This is a genomic window from Iamia sp. SCSIO 61187, from assembly GCF_019443745.1.
Classification (GTDB): domain Bacteria; phylum Actinomycetota; class Acidimicrobiia; order Acidimicrobiales; family Iamiaceae; genus Iamia.
Genome location: NZ_CP050948.1, coordinates 4,447,498 through 4,469,805, shown reverse-complemented (window position 1 = coordinate 4,469,805; position 22,308 = coordinate 4,447,498). Strand labels below are relative to the sequence as shown.

The following is a 22,308-nucleotide window of genomic DNA, read 5'->3' as shown; positions in this document are numbered from 1 at the left end:
GCGCGCCCCGCGTGCCGCTCACCGGACGGGGTGGGCCACGCCCGGTCGGTGGTCGCCCGGGCGGGGGACGCCCGGCCCGGTACGCTGGCCGTCCGGCTGCAGGGGCTCCGGCGGAGCCGCCCCCAGCCACCCGCCCGCCCCCGGACCAGGAGCCCAACTCCCGTGCTCGAGATCGAGGTCGCCTCCACCGAGAGCTACACCCTGTGCCGTCCGGTCGGGGAGCTCGACGCGTACACGGTCGGTGACTTCCGCGAGGTCCTGAGCGAGGTGGCGACGGCGTCGCGCCTGCTCATCGACCTCTCGAACGTCCCGTTCATGGACTCCGCCGGCCTCGGCGCCCTGATCGGCGGCATCCGCCGCACGCGCGAGTCCGGCGGCGAGGTCGCCGTCGCCTGCGGGCGGCCCACGCTGACCCGGCTGCTCCACACCACCGGCTTCGACCGGCTCGTCCCGGTCGAGGAGACCGTCGAGGGCGCAGCCGCCGTCCTCACGGCCGCCCCGGCCGGCTGATCCGCGCCCCGTGGACGAGGGCGAGCACCGCGGCCTCGGCGAGCGCATCGAGTCGGCCCCGATCCTCGGCGGTCTCCGCCGCCGCAAGGACACCGGCCGGGCCGCGCACCGACACGAGGGCGGGCTGGTCGTCGAGGACCGGGACGGCACGCTGGTCCTGCCCCACGCCACCACCCAGGTCTTCACCAGCTCCCCGCCCCGGACCACCGACGACGGCCCCGGGGGCGACGCCCGGTGGACCTTCCTCGGCGAGGACGGGACCCGCTGGGCGACGGGCACCATCGGTCGGGCCGCGGCGCTGGCCGGCCTGTGCGACCGCGCCGCCCGGGCCAGCGCCGAGGTGCGCCTGGCGTTGGCCCGCGAGGTCCTCGGCGTGGGGGGCTCGGTCGACTTCGGCGTCGCCGCCGCCAACGCCCACGACGTGCTCGTGCACCCCCACCCGCCCATGCCGTGGGCCCAGGTGAGGGGGATCGAGCGCCCGGCCGACGGGCCGGTCCGGCTCCGCACCAGCACCGGGGACGCGCTGGTCCTGCCCACCGAGGAGGTCGCCGACCTCGCGGTGCTGATGGCCCTCGTCGAGGACCGTCGCTAGCCGTCCGTCGAGAACAGGTGGGTGGCGATCTCCGCCAGCCCGTCGAGGTCGTGCACGTCCGAGCGGAGGTACGGCACCCGGGCCACCGGGGCGGGGGCGACCTGCTCGGCCAGCCCCTCGAGGTGCTCGTCCTCCCGGGAGCGGATGAGGGCGAAGTCGGCCAGGTTCCCGTACAGCCCGCCCAGGTCGGTGCCGGCGAGGGTCCGGGCCCGCTCGCGCAGCCCCTCGGGCAGCTGGTCGCTGAAGCGGGGGTGGACCCGGTTGACCACCAGCCCGGCGACGGGGATCGACGACTCCGCCAGCCGGTCGGCGAAGTAGCGCGCCTCCTCCACCGTGTCGCGCCGGGGCGAGGCGACGAGCACGAACGCGGTGCGGGGGTCGTCGAGCAGCTCGAGCACGGCGTCGGCCCGCTCCCGGAACCCGTCCTCCATGCCCTCGAAGGCCTGGAAGAAGGCGATGGCGTCGTCGAAGACCTCGGCCCCGACGACCTTGGTGACCTGGCGGATGAACGAGGTGGCCACCCGGTTGACCGCCTTCATCGCCCCCCGGGTGGGGGCGGTGAGGATGCGGTAGAGCCGGTGGTCGAGGAACCGGGTCAGGTTCTTGGGGGCGTCGAGGAAGTCGAGGGCGTGGCGCGTCGGCGGGGTGTCGACCACGACGAGGTCGAAGGCGGCGTCGGCCTGGAGCTCGTAGAGCTTCTCCATGGCCATGTACTCCTGCGTGCCCGACAGGGCCCCGGAGATGTTGCGGTAGAACCGGTTGGCCAGGATCCGCTGGGCCTGGTCGTCGTCGGCGGCGTAGCGCACCACCACGGCGTCGAAGGTCGACTTGGTGTCGAGCATCACCGCCGACAGCTCGCCGTCCCAGTCACCGTCGATGGTCGTGGGCGTGTTGCCGATGTCGGTGAGGCCGAGGGCGTCGGCCAGCCGCCGGGCCGGGTCGATGGTGACCACGACGGCCCGGCGCCCGTCGCGGGCGGCCTGGAGGGCGAGCACGGCTGCGGTGGTGGTCTTGCCCACGCCGCCCGAGCCGCAGCAGATGACGATCTCGGCCCGGTCGACGAGCTCACCCAGGTCGGCCGGGACCAGCCGTTCGACGGTCCCGCTCACGACGTCGGCTCCACCGGGGCCTCGGCCAGGCCGGCGAGGAAGGCGTCGGCCAGCACGGCCAGGCCCTCGGGGTCGAGCTCGGACTCGAAGAGGAACGGCAGGCGGATCTGGTGCAGGGGCAGGCCCTCGGCCAGACGGGCGAGCTGCTCCTCCTGGAGGGCGATGCGGTGGCGCCGGAAGTCGGCGGCGGCGGCCAGCTCGGCGGCCTCGCCCTTCCGCAGCGACGTCCCGGCCGCGGCGGCAGCCTCGGCCGGGTCGGCGTCGAGGCCCTCGACGTCGGGGTAGAGGGCGTTGACGACGACGGGGCCGAGGCTCACCCCCACCTCGTCCTCCAGGCTGAAGGCCGTCTCCACCAGCTCGTTGACCGGGGTCTCCTCCGGCAGGGTCACCAGCACGACCTGGGTGCGCTCGGCGTCGGACAGCATCCGCTGGACGTCGGTCGCCTGCGAGCGGATCGGCCCCACCCGCACGGCGTCGATCAGGCCCCGGGCCGAGCGGAGGAAGGTGATGGCGTGGCCGGCGGCGGGGGCGTCGATCACGATGAGGTCGGGCGCGTCGGCGTCGGCGTCGGCGTCGCCGGTGCCGGTCTGGTCGGCTCGCCGGCGCGCCTCGGCGGCCATCCGCTGCTCGATCTGCTTGACCTTGCCCAGGACGACGATGTCGCGCAGACCGGGCACGGCGGTCGACACCATGTCGACCACGCCCGACGACACCAGCCGCTTCGACAGGCGCCCCAGCCCGGCGTCGTCGAGGTACTCGATCAGGGCGTCGTCGGGGGTGAGCGTCCGGGCCCGGACCTCGCCGCCGCCGGTCTCGTCGGCGTCGGCCAGCACGACCTCGTCGTAGTCGAGGGGCTCGCGACCGAACGTGGAGGCCAGCCCCGACTTGCCCTCCAGCTCGACGATCAGCGCCCGCAGGCCCTGCCGGGCGGCGGCGAGGGCGAGCGCCGAGGTGACGGTCGTTTTGCCGACTCCGCCCTTCCCGGCGACGATGACGACCCGAGACGCGGTGAAGAACGGGTCCGCACCCGCGGCGTCCGTCACCGTCGTCCACACATCGGAGGCATCTCGGTGCGCAGGCTATCGACCACCACCCGGCGGACCGGTGCTCTGGCGCTCGCGCTGGGTCTGGTCGTCCTCGGCCTGTCGGTGCTGGTGGGCGGCCCGGCCGCCGCCCAGCAGGAGCCGGACGGCGATCCGGCCCCCTGCGCCGAGCGCGCCGAGGCCGGGGGAGGCCGTCTGGCCGTGGTCACCGTCAGCGGTCTGCTCGACCCCGTCCTGGCCCGGTTCGTCGAGCGCAGCATCGACGACGCCGAGGAGGCCGAGGTCTCCTGGCTGGTGCTCCAGGTCAACAGCAAGCGGACCGTGGTCAGCGACGCCCGGGTGGCCGAGCTGGTCGAGCGGGTCCGGACCGCCGACGTCCCCGTCGCCGTGTGGGTCGGGCCCTCGGGCACCCGGGCGACGGCGGGCGTGGCCCAGCTCGCCGCCGTCGCCTGCCAGGTGGGCGTGGCGCCGGGCAGCCGCCTCGGCGACCTCGGGGAGCCGGTCGTCGACCCCGAGCGGTTCACCCCGGCCTTCCGGCAGAACCTGGACCGCATCGAGGACGGGACGGTCGACGACGACACCGCGCTCGAGCTGGGGCTGGCGGCGCGGGAGGCGCCCGTGCTCGGCACCTTCCTGATCGACCTCGACGGTGTGGAGACCGAGGTGGTCGAGGACGAGGACGGTCGTCCCCAGCGCACCGTGGCCGGGGACTCGATCCCGGTGTTCTCCAAGCTGCCCATCACCGACCAGCTGCTCCACACCGTGTCGAGCCCGGCGGTCGCCTACCTCCTCCTGCTGGCGGGCCTGGCCCTCATCGTGTTCGAGCTGTTCACGGCGGGGATCGGCGTCGCCGGCGTGGTCGGCGCCGGGTGCACGATCCTCGGCGCCTACGGGCTGGCCGCCCTGCCCGCCCGGGGCTGGGCCGTCGCCCTCCTCGTGCTGACGGTGGTCGCCTACTCGATCGACGTCCAGACCGGCGTGCCCCGGGTGTGGACCGGGATCGGGACGGTCGCCCTGGTGGTCGGCTCGCTCTTCCTCTACGACGGGCTCTCGCTGTCGTGGATCACCCTGCTGGTCGGGATCGTGGGGATGCTGATCTTCGTGATCGGGGCCATGCCGGCCATGGTCCGCACCCGGTTCTCCACCCCGACGATCGGCCGGGGGTGGATGATCGGCGAGGAGGGCCAGGCTGTCACCGAGATCTCACCCGACGGCGTCGTGCGGGTGCGGGGGGCGCCGTGGCGGGCCCGCACCAACCGGGCGACGCCGGTGGCGGCCGGCGATGCGGTGCGGGTCGTGGAGGTCGACGGCCTGCTGCTGGAGGTCGAGCCGCTCGAGGGCGCGGCCCGCGACCACCGCGAGCGCCACTCCGAGTAGCGCCGCCGTCGTCGTCGCCGCTCGCGGCAGCGTACGTCGCGCTCGCGAAGGTTTCCCTTGTCCCGGTGTGACGTCGGTCCTAGGGTCGAAAACCGCCCAGGGAGGCAGGTCCTGCCTCCGCATCCCTCCGTGGTTGGGCTCCCCGCCAGATGGGGGTGAGCCCGAAAGGGGTCGCTAGTGAGCGCACAGCGTGTCGAGGACGAGTGGCAGCTGCGAGCAGCCTGCCGTGGTCCGCACTCAGCCGTGTTCTATCCGCCGTCGAGCTTCGAGCGGCGGGACGAGAAGGCGGCCCGGGAGGTCCGGGCCAAAGAGATCTGTCGCACGTGCCCGGTGAAGGCGCCGTGCCTGGAGTACGCCCTCCAGATCCGTGAGAACCACGGCATCTGGGGTGGGCTGAGCGAGGCCGAGCGCCGGAACCTCGTCGCCAGCCGGGCCTGACCCGGGGCCCCTCAGCGGGGCTCCACCACCAGCGTCTGCACGGCGAGGCCGATCCGGCCCCGCTCGTCCCACAGCGCCGTCTCGGTGCTGCCGACGCCCGCGGGATCGACCCGCGTCGTGGCCGCGATGCCGATGGACTCGCCGACGGCGTCGCGCACCAGCGTCACCGTGAGGTCGGGGTTGATGAAGGTGTGGCTGTCGTGGGCGACGGCGGCCGACACCCCGTTGCCGAAGTCGGCGGCGGCAGCCACCCGCTGGAGCGGGCTGGGCTCCTCGCCCGCCACCACCGGGACCCGTAGGCGGATCCAGTCCGTGGAGGGGCCCAGGTCCATGAAGCTCCCGGCGACGAACGAGTGGCGCACGGCGTGGCTGTGGAACGCCGGGCCCCCGCCGGTCACCCACGTGGGGGCCGCGGTGCCGGTGGGCGGCGGCGGGGTCGGGTCGTCGGGGAGGACCGCCCCGGTGAGGTCGAGCGGCTCGGGGCGGACCCGGATGGCCACCAGCGTCGCCCGCGCCAGCCGCCGGCCGGCCTCGTCGTGGAGGGTGAGCTCGGCGGTGCGCACCGACCGGCCGGGGCGGGTGACCTCGGCCGCGACCGTGAGGGGGTCGAGCCCGACGGGGCGCTCGAGCTCGACGGTGAGACGCACCGGCCGGAACGCGGGGTCGTCGGGACCGGCGTGGCTCGCGAGCGCCCGCTCGAGCCCCCGGGCGGCCAGGGCCGCCACCGGCCCGCCGTGGAGGGCGCGGGGGTCCCACGGACCCCGGGCCAGCTCGGTCGCCCGGACCCGCCCCTCGTCGAGCACGGTGAACAGGGCGTCGGGGCCGGCATCGTCGCTCATCGCCGGCAGGGTACGGCCCGCCTCCCCCGGGGCGACACGGATGGTGCCAGGCACCATCCGTGGGGACGAGACCTCAGCGGGCGGGGAGGCTCTCGAAACGGGCTTCGGGCTTGGAGAGCACCTCGTCGACGAGGCCGTAGGCGACCGCCTCGTCACCGCGGAGGATGAAGTCGCGGTCGATGTCGCGCTGGATCCTGGTCGGGTCCTGGCCGGTGTCCTCGGCCAGGGCCTGGACCATCCGGTCGCGGAGCAGGACCATCTCCTTGACCGCCAGCTCGAGGTCGGTCGACTGGCCCTGGGCCCCGCCATGGGGCTGGTGGATGAGGACCCGGGCGGTCGGCAGGGCGAAGCGCTTGCCCCGGGCCCCGCCGGCGAGGATGACCGCGGCGGCGGACGCGGCCTGGCCGATGCAGACCGTCGAGACGTCGCAGCTGAGGACCTGCATGGTGTCGTAGATCGCGAACAGGGCGTTCATGTCGCCGCCGGGCGAGTTGATGTAGAGGCGGATGTCCTTGTCGGGGTCCTCGGCCTGGAGGTGGAGCATCTGGGCGATGATCACGTTGGCCACGGTGGCGTCGAGCTCGGTGCCGAAGAACACGATCCGCTCCTGCAGGAGGCGGGAGTAGACGTCGTAGGCCCGCTCCCCCCGGTCGGTGCGCTCGATGACGGTGGGGATCAGCACGGTCGCCTCCTGGACAGTCGGTGGTGCAACCATTCGGTTGCGTCTGAGCCGCCAGGGTAGGCATCGGGGCGCAGATGTGCAACCATCGGGTTGCATGGAGACCCCCGCCCGCGTCGTCCGCTCCGTCCACCTCGACCTCGACCGTGACGCGGCCTGGCGCCTGGTCGGCACGGCCGACGGCCTGGCCCGCTGGCTCGGGGCCGACGTGCACCTCGACCCCGCGGCCGGCGCCGCCCTCCGGGTGCGGGACGACGACGGGGTCGAACGCCACGGGCGCGTGGTCGAGGTCGACGAGGGGCGCTCCCTCGCCTTCGAGTGGGCCACCGACGAGGGCACGCCCTCCTCGGTCACCTTCACCGTCGACGACGACGGCGACGGCAGCCGGGTCACCGTGGTCGAGGAGCACGCCGGCGGGAGCATGGCCGCGTGCCTCGACGCCGGCGCCGCCTGGGACCACCGGATGCTCCACCTCGAGGTCGGGGCGCTCGGCGCCGTCCCCGCCTTCGCCGGGCGGGGCGCCGCCCTCGACCTGATGGCCTGATCGTGCCGTCACCCGACGGCCCGGCGGACGACGAGGCCCGGGTCGGCGCCGTGTTCTCGGCCCTGGCCGACCCCACCCGCCGGGCCGTCCTGCGTGCCGTGGCCGACCAGGGCGCGGCCACGGCCACGGACGTCGGCCTCGCCGTCGGCGTCACCCGCCAGGCCGCCGCCAAGCACCTCGACCAGCTCGCCGCCGCCGGTCTGGTGGTCGACGAGCGGGCCGGGCGCGAGCGCCGCTGGCGGGTGACGCCCCAGCCCATGGCCGATGCCGCCGCCTGGCTGACCGCCACGGGCACGGCGTGGGACGCCCGCCTCGCCCGGCTGGTGGCGGCGGCCGCCGCCGGCCCGGCGCCGGACGGTGGTCGCGTGCCGCCGGTACCCTGACCCCCATGGCCTGGCTGATCGCCCTCCTCCTCCTGGTGATCGGGCCGATCGTCGAGCTCTGGTTCATCCTCCAGGTCGCCGATGTCATCGGTGGGTGGCAGACCATCGGCCTGCTCCTCGTCGAGGGCATCCTCGGCAGCTGGCTGATCAAGCGCCAGGGCCGCAGCGTCATCCGCCGCATCGACGAGCGGCTGCGGGCCAGCGACCTGCCGACCACCGAGCTGGCCGACGGCCTCCTCATCCTGATCGCCGGCGTGCTGATGCTCACCCCCGGGTTCCTGACCGACATCGTCGGCTTCGCCCTGCTGTTTCCCCCCACCCGGGCCATCGCCCGGGTGGCGCTGCTCCGTCGGTTCACGGCCCGCATGGGCCAGGGCTTCGCCTTCGTGTCGGGACCGATGTTCGGCGGGGGCGCCCGCCGCCCCCGGGCCGACGTGTTCGACGCCACCGTCCGCGACACGCCCCCGGCGCGCCGCGACACCACCCCCCTCGGCCCCGGCGACCGGCGGTGAGCGCCCCCGACCCCGACGCCGTGCCCCTGCGCGACGCCGCCACGGTCCTGCTCGTGCGCGACGGCGACGACGGGCTCGAGGTGTTCATGCTCCGGCGCAACCTGCAGTCCGACTTCGTCGGCGGTGCCTACGTCTTCCCCGGCGGCGCCGTCGACCCGCCCGACCGGGGCGACACGCTGGAGCCGTGGTGCGAGGGCAGGTCCGACGCCGAGGCCTCCACCCGTCTCGGCATCGAGGCCGGCGGCCTGGCGTTCTGGATCGCCGCCATCCGCGAGTCGTTCGAGGAGTCGGGTTACCTGCTCGCCTACGGCGAGGACGGCGAGCTGGTCTCGCTCGACGACCCGGTGGTGGCCGAGCGGTTCGTGGCCCACCGGCGAGCCGTCGACCAGGGCGAGCGCAGCCTGGTGTCGGTGTGCGAGGAGGAGGCCCTGCGCCTCGCCGTGGACTCGATGTGGTACTTCGGGCACTGGATCACGCCCGAAGGCGCACCGCGTCGCTACGACACCCGCTTCTTCCTGGCCGCGGCGCCGCCGAACCAGATCCCGGTGCACGACGACCGCGAGACCATCGCCCACGTGTGGATCCGCCCCACCGACGCCATCGAGCGCCAGCGGGCGGGTGAGTTCACGATGCTGCCGCCCACGATCGCCTCGCTGCGGGCGTTGCTCGCCTCCGAGACGGCGGCCCAGGCGCTGGAGGCGGCGGCCGAGATGGTCGACGTCCCCACCGTCCAGCCGCGGGTGATCATGGACGACGGCGGGGTGCGGATCGTGATGCCCGGCGACGCCGAGTACGACGAGGCCTACCGCGGCGACCGGTCGCTCGGCACCTGGCCGTCGGCGGAGGCCCGCAGCGCGGCGGCGACGACGGCGGGCGAGCGGATCGAGCGCCTGGCGCGGACCGAGGAGGGCAACGGATGAGCAGCGACAGCAGGGGTGTGGGGTCCGCCGCGGCCTCGGTCCAGGGCGAGGCGGCGGTGCCGTCGATGCCAGAGGCCATGGTGGGTGACGTCGTCGCCGGCCAGCTCGTCGAGCTCCGCCCCGGCCTGCGCCGCCTCACCGCGCCGAACCCGGGGATGATGACCGGGCCGGGGACCAACTGCTACCTCGTCGGCACCGGCGACCTCACCGTGGTCGATCCCGGGCCCGACGACGAGGGCCACCTCGACGCCCTGGAGGAGGCCGGTGCCGGCCGCATCCGGTGGATCGCCCTGACCCACACCCACATCGACCACTGGCCCGCGGCGCCCGGGCTGGCGGCCCGCACCGACGCCGAGGTGGTGGGCTTCGGCCCCACCGAGGGCCTGGAGCTCGACCGCACGCTGGGCGACGGCGACACCGTGGGCGAGGGCGACGCCGCCCTCACCGCCGTCCACACGCCCGGCCACGCCTCGGACCACATCTGCTTCTGGGACGAGCAACGGCGGGTGCTCCTCACCGGCGACCACGTCATGTCGGGCTCGACGGTGGTCATCGCCCCGCCCGACGGCGACATGGCCGCCTACCTCGCCTCGCTCGAGAAGGTGCGGGCGCTGGAGCCCGACGCCCTCGCCCCCGCCCACGGGCCCCTCCTCACCGAGCCCGACGCCTACCTCGAGCACTACATCACCCACCGCCTCGCCCGCGAGGCGGCGGTCGCCGACGCCCTGGCCGCGGCCGGCTCGGCGGGTGCCGACACCGAGGCCCTGGTGCGGGCCGTGTACGTCGACGTCCACGAGCTGCTCCACCCCGTCGCCCGCTTCAGCGTCTGGGCCCACCTCCGCAAGCTCACGGCGGAGGGCCGGGCCCGTGGCGTCGACGTCGACGACCCCGACACCACCTGGGTCGCCGTCGGCTGAGCCTGCGACCCGCCGCCGCCCCGGACGTGCGAGGCGCGATCGACAGGATCGGCCCCAGCGGCCTCCCCCTGTCGTCTTTCTGGGACGAACGCCGAGGCTGCGACCCGGATCAGTCGGCGGACGGGGTGGCGGCGAGTGAGCGTCGCGCGTCCTGGAGCAGGGCCTCGGCCTCGGCCCGCCGGGCCCGCAGGGGTCGGGGTGCGTCGCGGACGCGAGCGTCGACCACGGGACGGGGGCCCGCCGCGAGGTCGGCGACGTCCACGACGGCGTCGACGGTGAGGAGGCGAAGACGGCCGAGTAGGCGGGCCTCGAGGGCAAGGGCGATCAGCTGGCCCCTGGCTGGCGAGTCGTCGAGGTGGACGGCTCGAGCCACCGAACGCGACGATGACCTTCGTCGCCGCCGGGTGGGGCGAGGCACGGCTCAGCCCTCCCCGTCGGCCCCGAGGGCGCGGGGTGGCGCCCCGGCTCGCTCCTCGAGTCGATCCGCCAGGCGTTGGCTCAGGGCCACCAGCTGGTCGTAGCGCTCGCGGCCGGCGCGGGTGCCGGCGACGTAGCCGACTCCGAACACGACCAGCGCGCCGAGCTTCACGACGACCCCTGGCGGGCACTGCTGGCCGCAGCGGAGGCGGCGGTGGCGGCCACGGCGGCACCGACGACACCGACGGCGGTCCTGGCCCGCCCGGCGGGGATGGTGCGGGGCACGGCTCTGGCGAGGGGAGCCAGAGCCCGCTGCCACGGTGTGGTCTTGCGGCGGAAGGGGATGTTCATCGGGCAACCTCCTGGTCGGGGCTCAGGTGGACACGGAGCGGTCGGACAGGGCGGCGACCAGCTCGGACTTGGACATGGACGAGCGACCCTCGATCTCGGCGGTGGCGGCCAGCTCCAGGAGCTCGGCCTTGGTCCGCTCCTCGAGGTCGGCCTTGGTGGTCCTCAGCGCCGCCGTCGTGGCGGGCCGGACCTCGCCGCGCAACCGGTCGGCGGTGCGGGCGGCCTCGGACGCAGCCTCGTCGGCGGCGCGACGGGCTCGGTCGGCTCGGTCGCGCGCCTCCGCCACCTTCTCGTCGGCCTCGTCGAGCGCCTCCTGGGCCGCCCGTGCGGCTTCTTGCGCCTGCTCGCGGGTTCGGGTGACACGCTCGTCGAGCTCGGCGCGCAGCTCGTCGAGCTCGCGCTCGGTGGTCCGCTGCGCCTCGGCCCGTGACGCCTCGACGTGCTCGGCCGCGTCCCGCTCGGCCTGGCGGATCCGCTCCTCGCCCTCCGCTCGGGCGGCCTCCGTCCGCGACTCGACGGTCTCCGCGGCGGCGGCTTCGGCTGCATCGATGCGGGTCGTGGCCTCCTCGGCGGTGCGCTGGGCCTCCTCTGCGGCCCGCTTGGCCTCCTCGGCGCGGGCGACGGCCGCCGCCTCGGCGGCGTCGGCCTCCTCGGCGGCCCTCTCGGCGTGATGGATCAGGGACTCGACGGATCCGTCTCCGTTCTGGCGGGTCGCCAGCGACGCGGCGCTCTGGGCCACCCGCCGGCCCTTGGAGGAGACGGAGCTCACCGCCTCGGACGCCCCCGATGCGGCGGCCTCGGATGCCGCTCCTGCAGGGCGGAGGACCTTGGAGAGGGCCCAGGCTGCGTTGCGCGGCAGGTCGCGGACCCCCGTGCGAGCGAGGTCGACGAGATGGTGCTCTCGGTGGTCGGTCATCGTGCCTCCGTGCTGTGACGTGGGGTGTGGGGAGTCGAGCCGTCTGGTGACGTCGTTGGGGGGACGACGTCGTGTTGTCGCCGGACCCGCTACCCACCTGGGTGCGCACCACGCACACTCGATGTGACCGATGGCTCATGGTGTCCGTCGCCCGTGAGTGCCACCCCCGGACGGCGAGAGGGAGTCAGAGGGGCTGGGCCAGGTCGTCGACGACCTCGACGCCGGGCAGGCCCTCGAACAGGGCCCCGTCGAGGACGACCTTCGACGCCCGGATGCCCGACCCGACGACCACGGGCCCGGCCTCGGCCACCCGCCGGTCGACCAGCACCCGCCAGCCCTCGGGCAGGCCGAGCGGGCTGATGCCGCCGTGCTCCATCCCGGTGCGCGCCACCGCCTCGTCCTGGCCCAGGAACGAGCACTTGCGGACGTCGAGCAGGCGCTTGGCCCTGCCGTTGACGTCGGCCCGGGTCGAGGACAGCACCACCACGGCGGCGACGCGCTCTTGGCCCTCGCGTCGGCCGGTGACGACCACGCAGTTCGCCGCCGCCTCGGGGGGGACGGCGTAGGCCTCGACGAAGCGGGCCGTGTCGGACGCCTCGGCGTCGATCGGCGCCGACAGCACCGCCTCGGTCACCACCAGGCCGTCGTCGACCAGCCGCTGCACGGCCTCCCGCACGGGGGCGCCGAGCAGCCCGGGTCGGTCGAGGGCCGGGGCGGTGGCGAGCTTCGGGAACGGCGCGTCGGTCATCGCCCCCACCTTGCCCGAGAGCGAGACCGTGCACCGCGGGACCCCTGTCGCCCGGCGGGGCACTGCGGTAGGTTCTTGACCGCTAGGTCAAGTACCACCCAAGGGGACCAGACAGATGGCCGACTTCAAGCTCTTCATCGACGGCGAGTACGTCGACTCCGCCTCCGGTGAGACCTTCACCACCACCGATCCCGCCACCGAGCAGCCCATCGGCGAGGTGGCCAAGGCCGACCGCGAGGATGCCAAGCGGGCCATCCAGGCCGCCCGCACCGCCTTCGACGACGGCCCGTGGAAGGACATGTCGGGCGAGGAGCGGGCCGGCTACCTCGACAAGATGGCCGAGCTGCTCACCGCCAACGCCGAGCGCTTCGCCGAGGCCGAGGCCCGCGACTCAGGCGGCACCATCAAGAAGGCCACCTTCGCCGACGTGCCCGGCGCCGCCGGCGCCCTCCAGTGGTTCGCCCGCATGGCCCGCGAGCGCCCGGACCGGGTCGAGCTCGAGGGCTCGCCGTTCCCGCCGTCGGAGAACTACGTCCGCTACGAGCCCTACGGCGTGTGCACCGGCATCGTGCCGTTCAACTTCCCGCTGCTGATGGCGTGCTGGAAGATGGGCCCCGCCCTCGCCGCCGGGAACACCTCGGTCCTCAAGCCGGCGTCGTACACGTCGGTCACCGCGCTCATGCTCGGCGAGCTGGCCCAGGAGGCCGGCCTGCCCAACGGCGTGCTCAACGTCATCGCCGGCCCCGGCGGCACCGCGGGTGAGGAGCTGGCCAGCAACGAGATGGTCGACAAGGTCGCCTTCACCGGCTCGACCGAGGTCGGGCGCCGGATCATGCAGTTGGCGTCGGGCACCATCAAACCCGTCACCCTCGAGCTGGGCGGCAAGTCGGCCAACATCGTCCTCGACGACGCCGACCTCGACATCGCCGCAGCCGCCGTCCTCTTCGGCACCTTCTTCCACAACGGCCAGGTGTGCGAGTCCGGCACCCGCGCCCTGGTGCACAAGAGCATCTACGACGAGTTCCTCGGCCTGCTGGTCGACCGGGCCGGCAAGATCGTCATCGGCTCGCAGATGGACTTCAACAGCGACCTCGGCCCCATGGTCAGCCGGGCCCAGGCCGACACCGTCCGGCGCTACGTCGAGCTCGGCCGCGAGGAGGTCGGCGAGCCGATCTGCGGCGGCAGCGAGCCCGAGGGCCTGGCCGACGACCTCGTCACCGAGAACTTCTACCGCCCGACGATCTTCGCCGGCGTCGACAACGAGGCCCGGATCGCCCAGGAGGAGATCTTCGGACCGGTCCTCTGCGTCATCCCGTTCGAGAGCGACGACGAGGCCGTGGCCATCGCCAACCGGTCGATCTACGGCCTCGGCGGCGGCGTCCAGTCCGGCAGCGTCGAGCGGGCCCAGGGCATCGCCGACCGCCTCCAGACCGGCACCGTGTGGATCAACGACTACCACATGATCAGCCCGGAGCGTCCCTTCGGTGGCTACAAGCAGTCGGGGATCGGGCGCGAGCTCGGCACCGCCGGCTACGACATCTACCGCCAGGCCAAGCACGTCCACACCAACCCCTCGACCGGCCGCGACGGCTACATGCACTACGCCGCGCTGTCGGGGAACATCTGAAGAGATGCTCTGCCCGGGTCGGCCGCCAGCACTGCCCGCCGAAGCTCGCGGCGCTCGCCAGCTCGGGCTGGCGCTGACATCGACCGCTCTCGGGGCTGCCGCCAGACCCACCGCACGTCGGAAGCGGGGCTTCGGCGCCCGCCGGGCCCTCAGGTGAGGATCCAGGCCAGCGCCCGGGCCGCCGAGGTCGTCGCCGAGATGGCGACGCGGCGGTCCGGGACGCTGACGGTGACGATCGGGACCGGCTGCTGCGAGTCGACCGCCCCGTTCCTGTACGAGGACTTCCTCCCCGGCGCCGACATGGAGCCGGTCGGGTCGATCGGCGACGTGGTGATCTACGCCCCGGAGTACCTGACCCGCCTGTACCCCGGCGACCAGGGCCCGCGGATCGAGGTGATCGAGGACACCGGTGAGTCGCTCTCGGTCGAGACCGAGCTGGGCCTGCGCCTCGTGCTGCGGGGGAGCGGCATCGACTCCACCGGCGAGCCCGAGGAGTGCGCCGTCCCGGCCGAGACGGTGCGGGGCCCGGCCGTCCAGCGCCCGGTCGTGGGCTCGATCCCCCCCGAGCTCCAGAGGCTCCGCATCCGCTGATCTCGGCGTGCGTGCTTGACCGCGCAGGGTGCACGACCGATGGTGGGACCATGGTGGGTCCCCGTCGTCGTCCGTCCCTCGCGCCCGGTCGGGCAGGCGTCGCCGCCTTGGCCCTGGTCGTCGTGCTCCTGGCCGCTTGCCACCCCGACCCCACCGGTGGAGCCCGACCGCCGGCGTCGGCCCCGGCGTTCTCGTCGACCGTCACCCCGGTCGCGCGAGCCGACGTCCCCCACTCGTGGCGCGAAGGCTGCCCGGTCCACTGGACCTCGCTGTCGACGGTGCAGGTCGCGTACTGGGGCTACGACGGGGCCCGTCACACCGGCCGCGTCGTCGTCCACGACGACGTGGTCGCCCAGGTGCGCGACGCCTTCCGGCGCATCTACGACGAGCGCTTCCAGATCCGGCGCATCCACCCCGTCGACGCCTACGGCGCCAGCGACGATCGATCGATGGCCGCCAACAACACCTCGGCGTTCAACTGCCGTCGGGTCGCCGGCAGCACCAGCTGGTCCGAGCACGCCTACGGCCGGGCCATCGACATCAACCCGGTGCAGAACCCCTACGTGAAGGGCTCGACGGTCGAACCCCCCGAGGGTCGGGACTGGACCGACCGCAGCCACACCGTCCCCGGCATGATCGCCCGGGGCGACGGCGTGTGGCACGCCTGGGGGATCAACGGCTGGGAGTGGGGCGGCGACTGGTCCAGCGCCAAGGACTACCAGCACTTCAGCCTCTCTGGTCGCTGACGCTCCCGGCGAGGTTGCAAGTGCTGATCTCCTCGGCTGGCGCCTCGGAGGTGGACCGCGCCGTCCTTCCCGCTCGTGCCGCCTCGTCCCTCGGCGCCAGCCATCCGCTCGTCAGTGGACGAGATCGGCGCGGAGGTCGGCCAGTGGGGCCCGCAGGGTGCAGCGGAGGATGGGCACCCCGTCCTCCTCGTTGTCGACGCCGGCGTCGTTGGTGACCCGCCCGACCACGGTGGGGTCGGTCCGGCAGAGACGCCGGGCGGCGCCGGTCTCGGAGTACCCCACCAGCAGCACGTCCTCGGCGGCGAGCGCCCGCGGCGACGGGGTCCAGTAGCGCCACTGGACGTGGCCGCTCACCACCTCGACGGCAGGGTCGGTGCCGAACCGCTCGACGGCGCCGGCGACGCCGTAGTTCGCCGCCACCACGACGGTCGTCCCGGTGGTCTCCGCCGCGGTGTCGACCTCGGCGGCCAGCTCGGGCCACCCGACCATCTCGGCGTAGTCCTCCCTCACCTGGTCCAAGCCGAGGTCGACCATGGCGGCGGTCGGCAGGAAGGGCGCGATGAACGGGGCGGCCAGCAGGGCCGAGGCGGCGAGGGCTGCGGGCAGGCGGCGGTTCGGGCAGGGCGCCGTCCGCTGCTCCCAGCGCACCGCCCCGGCGGCGAAGGCTCCGATGACGAGGGGGGCGGCGTAGTACGACTTGCCGCCCGCCACCAGCCAGGCCGGCGCCACCAGGGCCAGGCCGATCCCGAGCGGGCGGGTGGTGGCGTCCCGGACCAGCGACCGCAGCCCGGAGAGCGCCAGCGGGACCGCCAGGGGTCCGGCGAGGAGGGCCAGCTCGAGGACGAACCGCCACGGTGGGTTCTCGCCCCGGACCTCGCCATTGCGCCCGGCGAAGAAGTCGACGCTCGGCCACCCGTGCCGGGCCTGCCACCACAGGTTGGGCAGGGCCACGACCACCACGATGGCGCCGGCCAGCCACGGGGCTCCACCCCGCAGCGTGACCCGCCCCGCCCGGGTGGCCAGCCACCCGACGGCGAGCCCGACGAGCAGCACCCCGACCGTGTACTTGGTCGACCAGGCGAGGGCTGCCGCGCTGCCGACGAGCACCCACCCCCCGGTCGTGGGGCCGCGGACGAGGAGGGCCGCCGCCGCCCAGATCACGAGCGCCCACCCCAGCTGGTCGAACGACACGGTCTGGAACATGGCGTTGCTGCCGACGAGCATCGGCGTCACCGCGATGGCGGCGAGCACCTGGGCCCGACGCCCCCCACCGAGCTCTCGCGCCACGGCCGCGACCACGACGATGGTCGCCGCCCCGGCGAGCGAGGCGAAGCTCCGCAGGCCCACGAGCGAGGCCCCCGTGACGAGCCGAGCGGCGGCTGCGAGCAGCGCCGTCAGCGGCGGGAAGTCGACGAACCCGGCGGCCAGGTGTCGCCCGGCGTCGGCGTAGTAGAGCTCGTCGCGGTGCCAGCCGTAGCGGGGCGCGGCGAGGAGGTTCAGCACCACCTTGACGGCGGCGACGGCGAGCACCGCCCGCCACGCCAGCGGTCCCCCGGACCGGTGGTCGGCCTCCTCCGCGGCGCGGGATGTCGGTTCGCCGGGACGGACACCGGCGTGGAGGTCGATGCGGAGGGGAGCGGTCATGGGGTCGATCGTGCGGGACGCACGAGCGGAGGTCGTCAGACCGCGAGCCGGTCGGTCCTCCACCCGGGGGTGGACGACGACGGTCCCGCAGGGCGACGCCCGGGCGACGGGGCATCGGTACCGTCGTCGCCATGACCCCGTCCCGGACCCGACGCCTCGCCCCGCCGGCGATCGACGTCGCCCTGGGCCTCGGCGTCGGGCTGCTCGACCTGCTCGGCGCCGTGGCGGGGGCGGAGCGGGACCCCGGGGACCCCCGGCAGACGCTCGGGGGCGCCGCCCTCCTGCTCGCCGCCGGGGCGGTGCTGGTGGTCCGGCGACGCTGGCCGCTCGCCACGTCGGTGATGGTCGGGGTGCTGATCAGCACCTACGGCTTCGCCGAGCTCCCCGACCCCCCGGTGTACGCGTCGATGGTCCTGTCGCTGGCCACCGTGGCCGCCCTCTCGAGCCGGGCCGCCACCTTCGGGGTCGCCGGGGTGTTCGTCAGCTCCGGCATCGTCGCCGTCGTGCTGTCGGCCGACTCGGGCCCCGACGACTGGTACTCCGTGTTCGTCCCGGCCCTCGCCGCCCTCGCCCTCGGGGCGGCCTACCGGGAGCGGCTGACGGCGGTGGCCGGCAGCCGCCGGGCCGAGGTCGACGGCGCCCTCGCCGCCGAGCGCCAGCGCATCGCCCGCGAGCTCCACGACGTGGTCGCTCACCACGTCAGCGTCATGGTCGTCCAGGCCGAGGCCGGCGCCGCGCCGGCCGAGGCGCGGGGCGACGAGGCCGCCGTCGCCGCCTTCGACGACATCTCCGCCACCGGCCGCCAGGCCATGGTGGAGCTGCGCCGGCTCCTCGGCGTCCTGCGCGACGACAGCCCCACCGGGACCGAGCCCCAGCCCGGGCTCGACCGCCTGCCCGAGCTGGTCGAGCGGGTGCGCTCGGCGGGTCTGCCCGTCGAGCTGGTGGTCGACGGCGAGCCCCGCCCCGTCGACGACGGGCTCGACGTGAGCGCCTACCGCATCGTCCAGGAGGCGCTCACCAACGTCGTCCGCCACGCCGGTGCCGCCCCGACCCGCGTGCGCGTGGGCTGGGACCCGGCCCGCCTCGAGCTGGTCGTCGAGGACGACGGGCCCGGCGCCTCCCCGTGGCCCGACCTCGACCCCGGGCGCCGGGGCCTGGTCGGGATCCGGGAGCGGGTCGCCCTGCTCGACGGCGACCTCGAGGTCGGGCCCCGCCCCACCGGCGGGTTCGCCGTCGCCGCCCGCCTGCCCCTGGGGCGGCCGACGTGACCGGGCCCGGCCCGCTGCGGGTCGTCATCGCCGACGACCAGCCCGTCGTGCGCGCCGGCTTCGCCGCCATCCTCGACGCCCAGCCCGACATCGAGGTCCGGGGCGAGGCGGCCGACGGCCGGGAGGCGGTGGAGGTCGCCCGTCGCGTCCGGCCCGACGTGGTCCTGATGGACGTGCGCATGCCCGTCCTCGACGGCATCGCTGCCACCACCGCCCTCGCCGGGCCGGGGGTGACCGACCCGCTGCGGGTGCTGATCCTCACCACCTTCGACCTCGACGAGCACGTCCACGACGCCCTGCGGGCCGGTGCCTCGGGGTTCCTCCTGAAGGACGCCAGCCGCGGCCAGCTGGTCGACGCCGTGCGCACCGTGGCCCGGGGCGACGCCCTGCTGGCCCCGTCGGTGACCCGTCGGCTGCTCGACCGCCTCGCCCCGCCGACGCCGACGGCGCGGGTCGACGAGGTCCTCCGCGACCTGACCGAGCGCGAGCGGGAGGTCCTCCTGGCGATGGCCCGGGGGCGCACCAACGGCGAGATCGCGGCCGAGCTCCACCTGGGCGAGTCGACGGTGAAGACCCACGTCAACCGGGTGTTCGCCAAGCTCGGCCTCCGCGACCGGGTCCAGGCCGTGATCCTGGCCTACGACCTCGGCCTGGTGCAGCCCGGCGACTGACGGCCACGCACGGTGCCAGGCACCATCCGTGGTCCGGCACGAAAGGTGCCAGGCACCATCCGTGGCGCCGGTCAGGTGGGCAGGTCGACCGGGGTCTCGGCGGGGGCCCCGGCCTCGGACTCGTCGAGGGCGTCGAGGGCGGCCACGGCGGCGTCGAGCATGCGGGCGGTGCAGCCGGCCATGGCGACGGGCGGGACGGCCTCGACCACGACGGCCTCGGCCAGGGCCCGGAAGGCCTCGGCCGCCGGGCCGTCGCCCAGGGCGGCGGGCTCGCCGGTGTCGCCGCCCCGCACGACGTCGGCCTCGAGGGGGATCTGGGCGAGGAGGGGGGCGCCCGACGACTCGGCCAGGGCGGCGCCGCCACCGGTGCCGAACAGGGCGTAGGTCTCGCCGTGGTCGCAGGTGAAGGCGCTCATGTTCTCGACCACGCCGGCCACCCGCAGGTAGCTCTTGCGGGCCATGCTGACCGCCCGCTCGGCGACCTTCTGGGCGGCGAGTGCGGGCGTGGTGACCACGAGGACCTCGGCCCGGGGGATCAGCTTGGCCACGCCCATCTGGACGTCGCCGGTGCCCGGCGGCATGTCGACGAGCAGGTAGTCGAGGTCGTCGCCCCACTCGACGTCCTGCAAGAAGTGCTGCACGCCCCGGTTCAGCATCAGGCCGCGCCACATCAGGGCCGACGCCTCGTCCTCGACGAGGAAGCCCATGGAGATGACCCGCAGCTCGCCGGACCCGACCGGCTTGCGGTGGGGGACCATCACCTTGCGGCCGTCGCGCTCGTGGCCGGCCAGGCGGCCGTCGATGCCGAGCATGCGGGGGACCGAGAACCCCCAGACGTCGGCGTCGAGGACCCCGACCTTCAGGCCCCGGGCGGCCATGGCGGTGGCGAGGTTGACGGTGACCGACGACTTGCCGACCCCGCCCTTGCCCGACGCCACCAGGATCACCTTGGTGGTGGGGCCGACGGCGGTGTCCTCGTCGCGCTGGGAGACGTTGAAGCGGGCCTTGGCCATGGCGCCGGTGCGCTCCTCGGCCGTCATCTCCGACCACTCCAGCTTCACCGACGCCACGCCGGGCACGGAGCCGAGGCGGGTGCGGATGTCGCGCTGGATCTGGGCCCGCAGCGGGCACCCGGAGGTGGTGAGGGCGATGGTGACGGTGACGGCGCCCTCGTCGGTGGCGGTGATCGACCGAACCATGCCGAGATCGACGATGTCGCTGCCCAGCTCCGGGTCGATCACGCCCCGCAGCAGTGCTCGCAGCTCATCGAGGTCGACCTTCACGGGGGGGATTCTACCGGCGGTGGCCGGGAGAACCCCGGGCTGGGGGCGGTAGCCTCAGCGGTGTGGACGGCGACACCCCGGGTCAGGTGAGCGGCGACCCTGTCGTCGAGCGCCCCGACGGACCCGACGACGCCCACGACGCCGGCCGCCTGGCGGTGCTCAAGGCCCTCGGCGACAACACCCGCTACGCCATCTACCTGGAGCTGGCCCGGTCCCCCCGCCCCCTGGCCACCGCCGACGTGGCCGCCGTGCTCGACCTCCACCCCAACACGGTCCGCCCCCACCTCGAGCGCATGCGCGACGTGGGCCTGCTCGAGGTCCGGACCGACTCCCGCGGTGGGGTGGGCCGGCCCCAGCACCTCTACTCCCTCGCCGCCGACGCCCCCAGCCTGGGCCTGGAGCCGGCGTCGTTCCCGATCCTGGCCCGCATGCTGCTGCGCATCGCCGCGTCCACCGGGGCCGACGGGGCCGACGCCCTCGACGCCGGGCGCGACCAGGGCCGGGCCGACGGCGAGCGCCTCCGGCACCGGGGCTGTCTGACCGCGGTGGTCGCCCAGCTGGACGCCATGGGCTTCGACCCCGCCCTGCTGATCGACGAGGACCCGGTCGCCGGGGCCGAGGCCGTCACCATCGCCTTCGCCCACTGTCCCTTCCGGGACCTGGCCACCCAACGCCCCGACCTGCTCTGCGGCCTGCACCGCGGCCTCATCGAGGGGGTGGTCGACGCCACCGGAGGGGGCGAGGTCGTCGGCTTCGGGTCCCTGGTCGACCGCGACCCCTGCCAGGTGGAGATCCGGCTGTCGGCCGACCCCGCCACCGAGCCCGCACCGGCCTGAGGTCCAGCCCGAGGGGTGCGGCGGGGCGGACCGACGGTAGGCTCGCGGTGCTGCGCGCGAGCGCACACGACGAGGAGGAGCAGCGCACGTGATCGCACTCACCGACAAGGCCGCCAGCAAGGTCTCGGAGCTCATCACCGCCGAGGGTGACGAGGGCCTGGCCCTCCGGGTCGCCGTCCGTCCCGGCGGCTGCTCGGGCTTCAGCTACGACATGTTCTTCGACACCGAGATCGCCGACGACGACCTCTCGGTAGAGAAGGACGGCGTCAAGGTCGTCGTCGACCCGTCGAGCGCCATGCTGCTCGAGGGCGCCACCCTCGACTACGCCGACGGCCTCACCCAGGCCGGCTTCTCCATCAACAACCCGAACGCCCAGCGCACCTGCGGCTGCGGCCAGAGCTTCAGCTGAGCGCCGGCGGCCTCAGCCGTCGGACCGTCCTGCGCGGGGCCGCCGCCCTCGGTGGCCTGGTGGTCGTCGGCGGCCTGGCCGCCTGCGGCGATGACGACGACGGCGCGACCGACCCCGACCCGTCGAGCGAGCCGACGGAGTCCGACCGGGTCCTGGTGCTCATGTCCGACAGCGGCTCCAGCCTCGTGCCCGGGGAGCCGGGTCGGATCCCCCTCGGGGTGGGCGACGCCAGCGGCGCCCTCGTCGAGGACGCCCCCGCGACGCTGGCCTTCACCGTCCAGGACGTCGACGGGAACCCGGTCGAGACCGGCATCGAGGTCGCCCGGCGCGACGCCGGCCTGCCCCGGTCGTACTACCCGCTCCTGCTCACGACCCCGGAGCCCGGCTTCTACCGAGCGGTGACCGAGGTCGACGGGTCCCCCGTCGACGCCGCCTTCGAGGTGCGCGCGGTCGAGGAGATCGCGATCCCCCGGCCCGGCCAGCCGCTCCCGCCGACGCCGACGCCGACCGTGGGTGACCCCCGCTGCGTCGATCCCATCTGCACCCAGGAGCCGCCCTGCCCCCTCCACGAGGTGGGCTTGGAGTCGGTGCTCGGGACCTCCCCGACGGCGGTGCTGGTGTCGACGCCGGCGTTCTGCCAGACCGCCATCTGCGGCCCGGTGCTCGACCTGTTCGTCGAGGCCCAGGCAGCCACCCCCGACGTCACCTTCATCCACGTCGAGGTCTACGAGTCGGCCGAGGAGGTCGAGGCCGAGGGCCCCGAGGCCACCCTCGCCCCCGCCGTCGCCGCGTGGCAGCTGCCGTACGAGCCGTGCCTCTTCCTGGTGGCCGCCGACGGCACCGTGGCCGAGCGCCTCGACGTCATCTACGACAGCGACGAGCTGGCCGAGGCCCTCGCCCGCCTCACGGCCTGACCCCGTCCGGTTCGGACCCGGCGG

At 74.7% G+C, this 22,308-nt stretch carries 28 protein-coding genes; 17 read left to right on the top strand and 11 right to left on the bottom strand.

The window, feature by feature from the left end:
• The first annotated feature begins 162 nt into the window (after positions 1-162).
• Positions 163-510, top strand: coding sequence for an STAS domain-containing protein (locus HC251_RS21535; protein ID WP_219942650.1), 348 nt, complete (start codon positions 163-165; stop codon positions 508-510).
• Positions 511-520: 10 nt separating this feature from the next.
• Positions 521-1,102 carry a hypothetical protein gene (locus HC251_RS21530; protein WP_219942649.1) on the top strand — a complete coding sequence of 194 codons (582 nt, stop codon included), beginning with the start codon at positions 521-523 and terminating at the stop codon, positions 1,100-1,102.
• Here the strand turns inward: HC251_RS21530 and HC251_RS21525 are convergent.
• Together HC251_RS21525 and HC251_RS21520 are read right to left on the bottom strand one after the other, a co-directional pair.
• A complete protein-coding gene (locus tag HC251_RS21525) occupies positions 1,099-2,211 on the bottom strand; it encodes an ArsA family ATPase (RefSeq protein ID WP_219942648.1) in 1,113 nt (370 codons plus the stop codon). The genes HC251_RS21530 and HC251_RS21525 overlap by 4 nt on opposite strands.
• Positions 2,208-3,254 carry an ArsA-related P-loop ATPase gene (locus HC251_RS21520; RefSeq protein WP_219942647.1) on the bottom strand — a complete coding sequence of 349 codons (1,047 nt, stop codon included), beginning with the start codon at positions 3,252-3,254 and terminating at the stop codon, positions 2,208-2,210. Before HC251_RS21520 ends, HC251_RS21525 begins: the two co-directional genes overlap by 4 nt.
• A gap of 27 nt (positions 3,255-3,281) precedes the next feature.
• Here HC251_RS21520 and HC251_RS21515 point away from each other — a divergent pair, with 27 nt between their 5' ends.
• Positions 3,282-4,631: a nodulation protein NfeD gene (locus HC251_RS21515; RefSeq protein WP_219942646.1), complete on the top strand. Its 1,350-nt coding sequence runs from the start codon at positions 3,282-3,284 to the stop codon at positions 4,629-4,631.
• A 177-nt stretch (positions 4,632-4,808) separates the two neighbouring features.
• Positions 4,809-5,069: a WhiB family transcriptional regulator gene (locus HC251_RS21510; RefSeq protein WP_219942645.1), complete on the top strand. Its 261-nt coding sequence runs from the start codon at positions 4,809-4,811 to the stop codon at positions 5,067-5,069.
• An 11-nt stretch (positions 5,070-5,080) separates the two neighbouring features.
• Here HC251_RS21510 and HC251_RS21505 read toward each other — a convergent pair whose 3' ends face one another.
• Together HC251_RS21505 and HC251_RS21500 are read right to left on the bottom strand one after the other, a co-directional pair.
• Positions 5,081-5,908, bottom strand: a complete 828-nt coding sequence (locus HC251_RS21505) for a thioesterase family protein (protein ID WP_219942644.1) — start codon at positions 5,906-5,908, stop codon at positions 5,081-5,083.
• A gap of 73 nt (positions 5,909-5,981) precedes the next feature.
• Positions 5,982-6,590: an ATP-dependent Clp protease proteolytic subunit gene (locus HC251_RS21500; RefSeq protein WP_304608294.1), complete on the bottom strand. Its 609-nt coding sequence runs from the start codon at positions 6,588-6,590 to the stop codon at positions 5,982-5,984.
• Positions 6,591-6,684: 94 nt separating this feature from the next.
• Here HC251_RS21500 and HC251_RS21495 point away from each other — a divergent pair, with 94 nt between their 5' ends.
• From HC251_RS21495 to HC251_RS21475, 5 genes are read left to right on the top strand one after another with little or no spacing between them, the layout of a single operon-like run.
• Positions 6,685-7,131 carry an SRPBCC domain-containing protein gene (locus HC251_RS21495; RefSeq protein WP_219942642.1) on the top strand — a complete coding sequence of 149 codons (447 nt, stop codon included), beginning with the start codon at positions 6,685-6,687 and terminating at the stop codon, positions 7,129-7,131.
• A gap of 2 nt (positions 7,132-7,133) precedes the next feature.
• Entirely contained in the window at positions 7,134-7,514 is a 381-nt protein-coding gene (locus HC251_RS21490) for a helix-turn-helix transcriptional regulator (RefSeq protein ID WP_219942641.1), read from the top strand.
• Positions 7,515-7,519: 5 nt separating this feature from the next.
• Positions 7,520-8,026 (top strand): FxsA family protein, encoded by a 507-nt coding sequence (locus HC251_RS21485; RefSeq protein ID WP_219942640.1) that lies wholly within the window; start codon positions 7,520-7,522, stop codon positions 8,024-8,026.
• The gene (locus tag HC251_RS21480; RefSeq protein ID WP_219942639.1) at positions 8,023-8,946 is read left to right on the top strand and encodes an NUDIX domain-containing protein; all 924 of its coding nucleotides are present in this window, start codon (positions 8,023-8,025) and stop codon (positions 8,944-8,946) included. Before HC251_RS21485 ends, HC251_RS21480 begins: the two co-directional genes overlap by 4 nt.
• Complete coding sequence (locus HC251_RS21475) at positions 8,943-9,863, top strand: MBL fold metallo-hydrolase (RefSeq protein ID WP_219942638.1); 921 nt, start codon at positions 8,943-8,945, stop codon at positions 9,861-9,863. The genes HC251_RS21480 and HC251_RS21475 overlap by 4 nt, the downstream gene beginning before the upstream one ends.
• Before the next feature lie 109 nt (positions 9,864-9,972).
• Here the strand turns inward: HC251_RS21475 and HC251_RS21470 are convergent, their stop codons facing one another.
• From HC251_RS21470 to HC251_RS21450, 5 genes are all read right to left on the bottom strand, one after another.
• Complete coding sequence (locus HC251_RS21470) at positions 9,973-10,236, bottom strand: hypothetical protein (protein WP_219942637.1); 264 nt, start codon at positions 10,234-10,236, stop codon at positions 9,973-9,975.
• 48 nt (positions 10,237-10,284) lie between these two features.
• A complete protein-coding gene (locus HC251_RS21465; protein ID WP_219942636.1) occupies positions 10,285-10,452 on the bottom strand; it encodes a hypothetical protein in 168 nt (55 codons plus the stop codon).
• Complete coding sequence (locus tag HC251_RS21460) at positions 10,449-10,631, bottom strand: hypothetical protein (protein WP_219942635.1); 183 nt, start codon at positions 10,629-10,631, stop codon at positions 10,449-10,451. The genes HC251_RS21465 and HC251_RS21460 overlap by 4 nt, the downstream gene beginning before the upstream one ends.
• A 22-nt stretch (positions 10,632-10,653) precedes the next feature.
• Positions 10,654-11,547, bottom strand: a complete 894-nt coding sequence (locus HC251_RS21455; RefSeq protein WP_219942634.1) for a Rho termination factor N-terminal domain-containing protein — start codon at positions 11,545-11,547, stop codon at positions 10,654-10,656.
• Positions 11,548-11,731: 184 nt separating this feature from the next.
• Positions 11,732-12,295 carry a YbaK/EbsC family protein gene (locus tag HC251_RS21450; RefSeq protein ID WP_219942633.1) on the bottom strand — a complete coding sequence of 188 codons (564 nt, stop codon included), beginning with the start codon at positions 12,293-12,295 and terminating at the stop codon, positions 11,732-11,734.
• 115 nt (positions 12,296-12,410) lie between these two features.
• Here HC251_RS21450 and HC251_RS21445 point away from each other — a divergent pair, with 115 nt between their 5' ends.
• From HC251_RS21445 to HC251_RS21435, 3 genes are all read left to right on the top strand, one after another.
• On the top strand, positions 12,411-13,922 hold the full coding sequence (locus tag HC251_RS21445) for an aldehyde dehydrogenase (RefSeq protein ID WP_219942632.1): 1,512 nt from the start codon (positions 12,411-12,413) through the stop codon (positions 13,920-13,922).
• Between the two features lie 153 nt (positions 13,923-14,075).
• A complete protein-coding gene (locus tag HC251_RS21440) occupies positions 14,076-14,513 on the top strand; it encodes a DUF779 domain-containing protein (protein ID WP_219942631.1) in 438 nt (145 codons plus the stop codon).
• 107 nt (positions 14,514-14,620) lie between these two features.
• A complete protein-coding gene (locus tag HC251_RS21435) occupies positions 14,621-15,259 on the top strand; it encodes a M15 family metallopeptidase (RefSeq protein WP_219942630.1) in 639 nt (212 codons plus the stop codon).
• Between the two features lie 111 nt (positions 15,260-15,370).
• Here the strand turns inward: HC251_RS21435 and HC251_RS21430 are convergent, their stop codons facing one another.
• Complete coding sequence (locus HC251_RS21430) at positions 15,371-16,903, bottom strand: glycosyltransferase family 39 protein (protein ID WP_219942629.1); 1,533 nt, start codon at positions 16,901-16,903, stop codon at positions 15,371-15,373.
• A 131-nt stretch (positions 16,904-17,034) separates the two neighbouring features.
• Between HC251_RS21430 and HC251_RS21425 the strand changes: the two genes are divergently transcribed.
• Together HC251_RS21425 and HC251_RS21420 are read left to right on the top strand one after the other, a co-directional pair.
• Positions 17,035-18,171 carry a sensor histidine kinase gene (locus HC251_RS21425; protein ID WP_219942628.1) on the top strand — a complete coding sequence of 379 codons (1,137 nt, stop codon included), beginning with the start codon at positions 17,035-17,037 and terminating at the stop codon, positions 18,169-18,171.
• A complete protein-coding gene (locus HC251_RS21420) occupies positions 18,168-18,842 on the top strand; it encodes a response regulator transcription factor (RefSeq protein ID WP_255566516.1) in 675 nt (224 codons plus the stop codon). Before HC251_RS21425 ends, HC251_RS21420 begins: the two co-directional genes overlap by 4 nt.
• A 71-nt stretch (positions 18,843-18,913) precedes the next feature.
• Here HC251_RS21420 and HC251_RS21415 read toward each other — a convergent pair whose 3' ends face one another.
• Positions 18,914-20,125 (bottom strand): Mrp/NBP35 family ATP-binding protein, encoded by a 1,212-nt coding sequence (locus tag HC251_RS21415; protein WP_219942627.1) that lies wholly within the window; start codon positions 20,123-20,125, stop codon positions 18,914-18,916.
• A gap of 62 nt (positions 20,126-20,187) precedes the next feature.
• On the opposite strand from HC251_RS21415, the gene HC251_RS21410 reads away from it, so the two are divergent.
• From HC251_RS21410 to HC251_RS21400, 3 genes are all read left to right on the top strand, one after another.
• Positions 20,188-20,961, top strand: a complete 774-nt coding sequence (locus tag HC251_RS21410; RefSeq protein WP_219942626.1) for a metalloregulator ArsR/SmtB family transcription factor — start codon at positions 20,188-20,190, stop codon at positions 20,959-20,961.
• Positions 20,962-21,049: 88 nt separating this feature from the next.
• Positions 21,050-21,370 (top strand): iron-sulfur cluster insertion protein ErpA, encoded by a 321-nt coding sequence (gene erpA / locus HC251_RS21405; protein ID WP_219942625.1) that lies wholly within the window; start codon positions 21,050-21,052, stop codon positions 21,368-21,370.
• Positions 21,371-21,429: 59 nt separating this feature from the next.
• Positions 21,430-22,284, top strand: coding sequence for a hypothetical protein (locus tag HC251_RS21400; protein ID WP_219942624.1), 855 nt, complete (start codon positions 21,430-21,432; stop codon positions 22,282-22,284).
• The last annotated feature ends 24 nt before the right edge of the window (positions 22,285-22,308 follow it).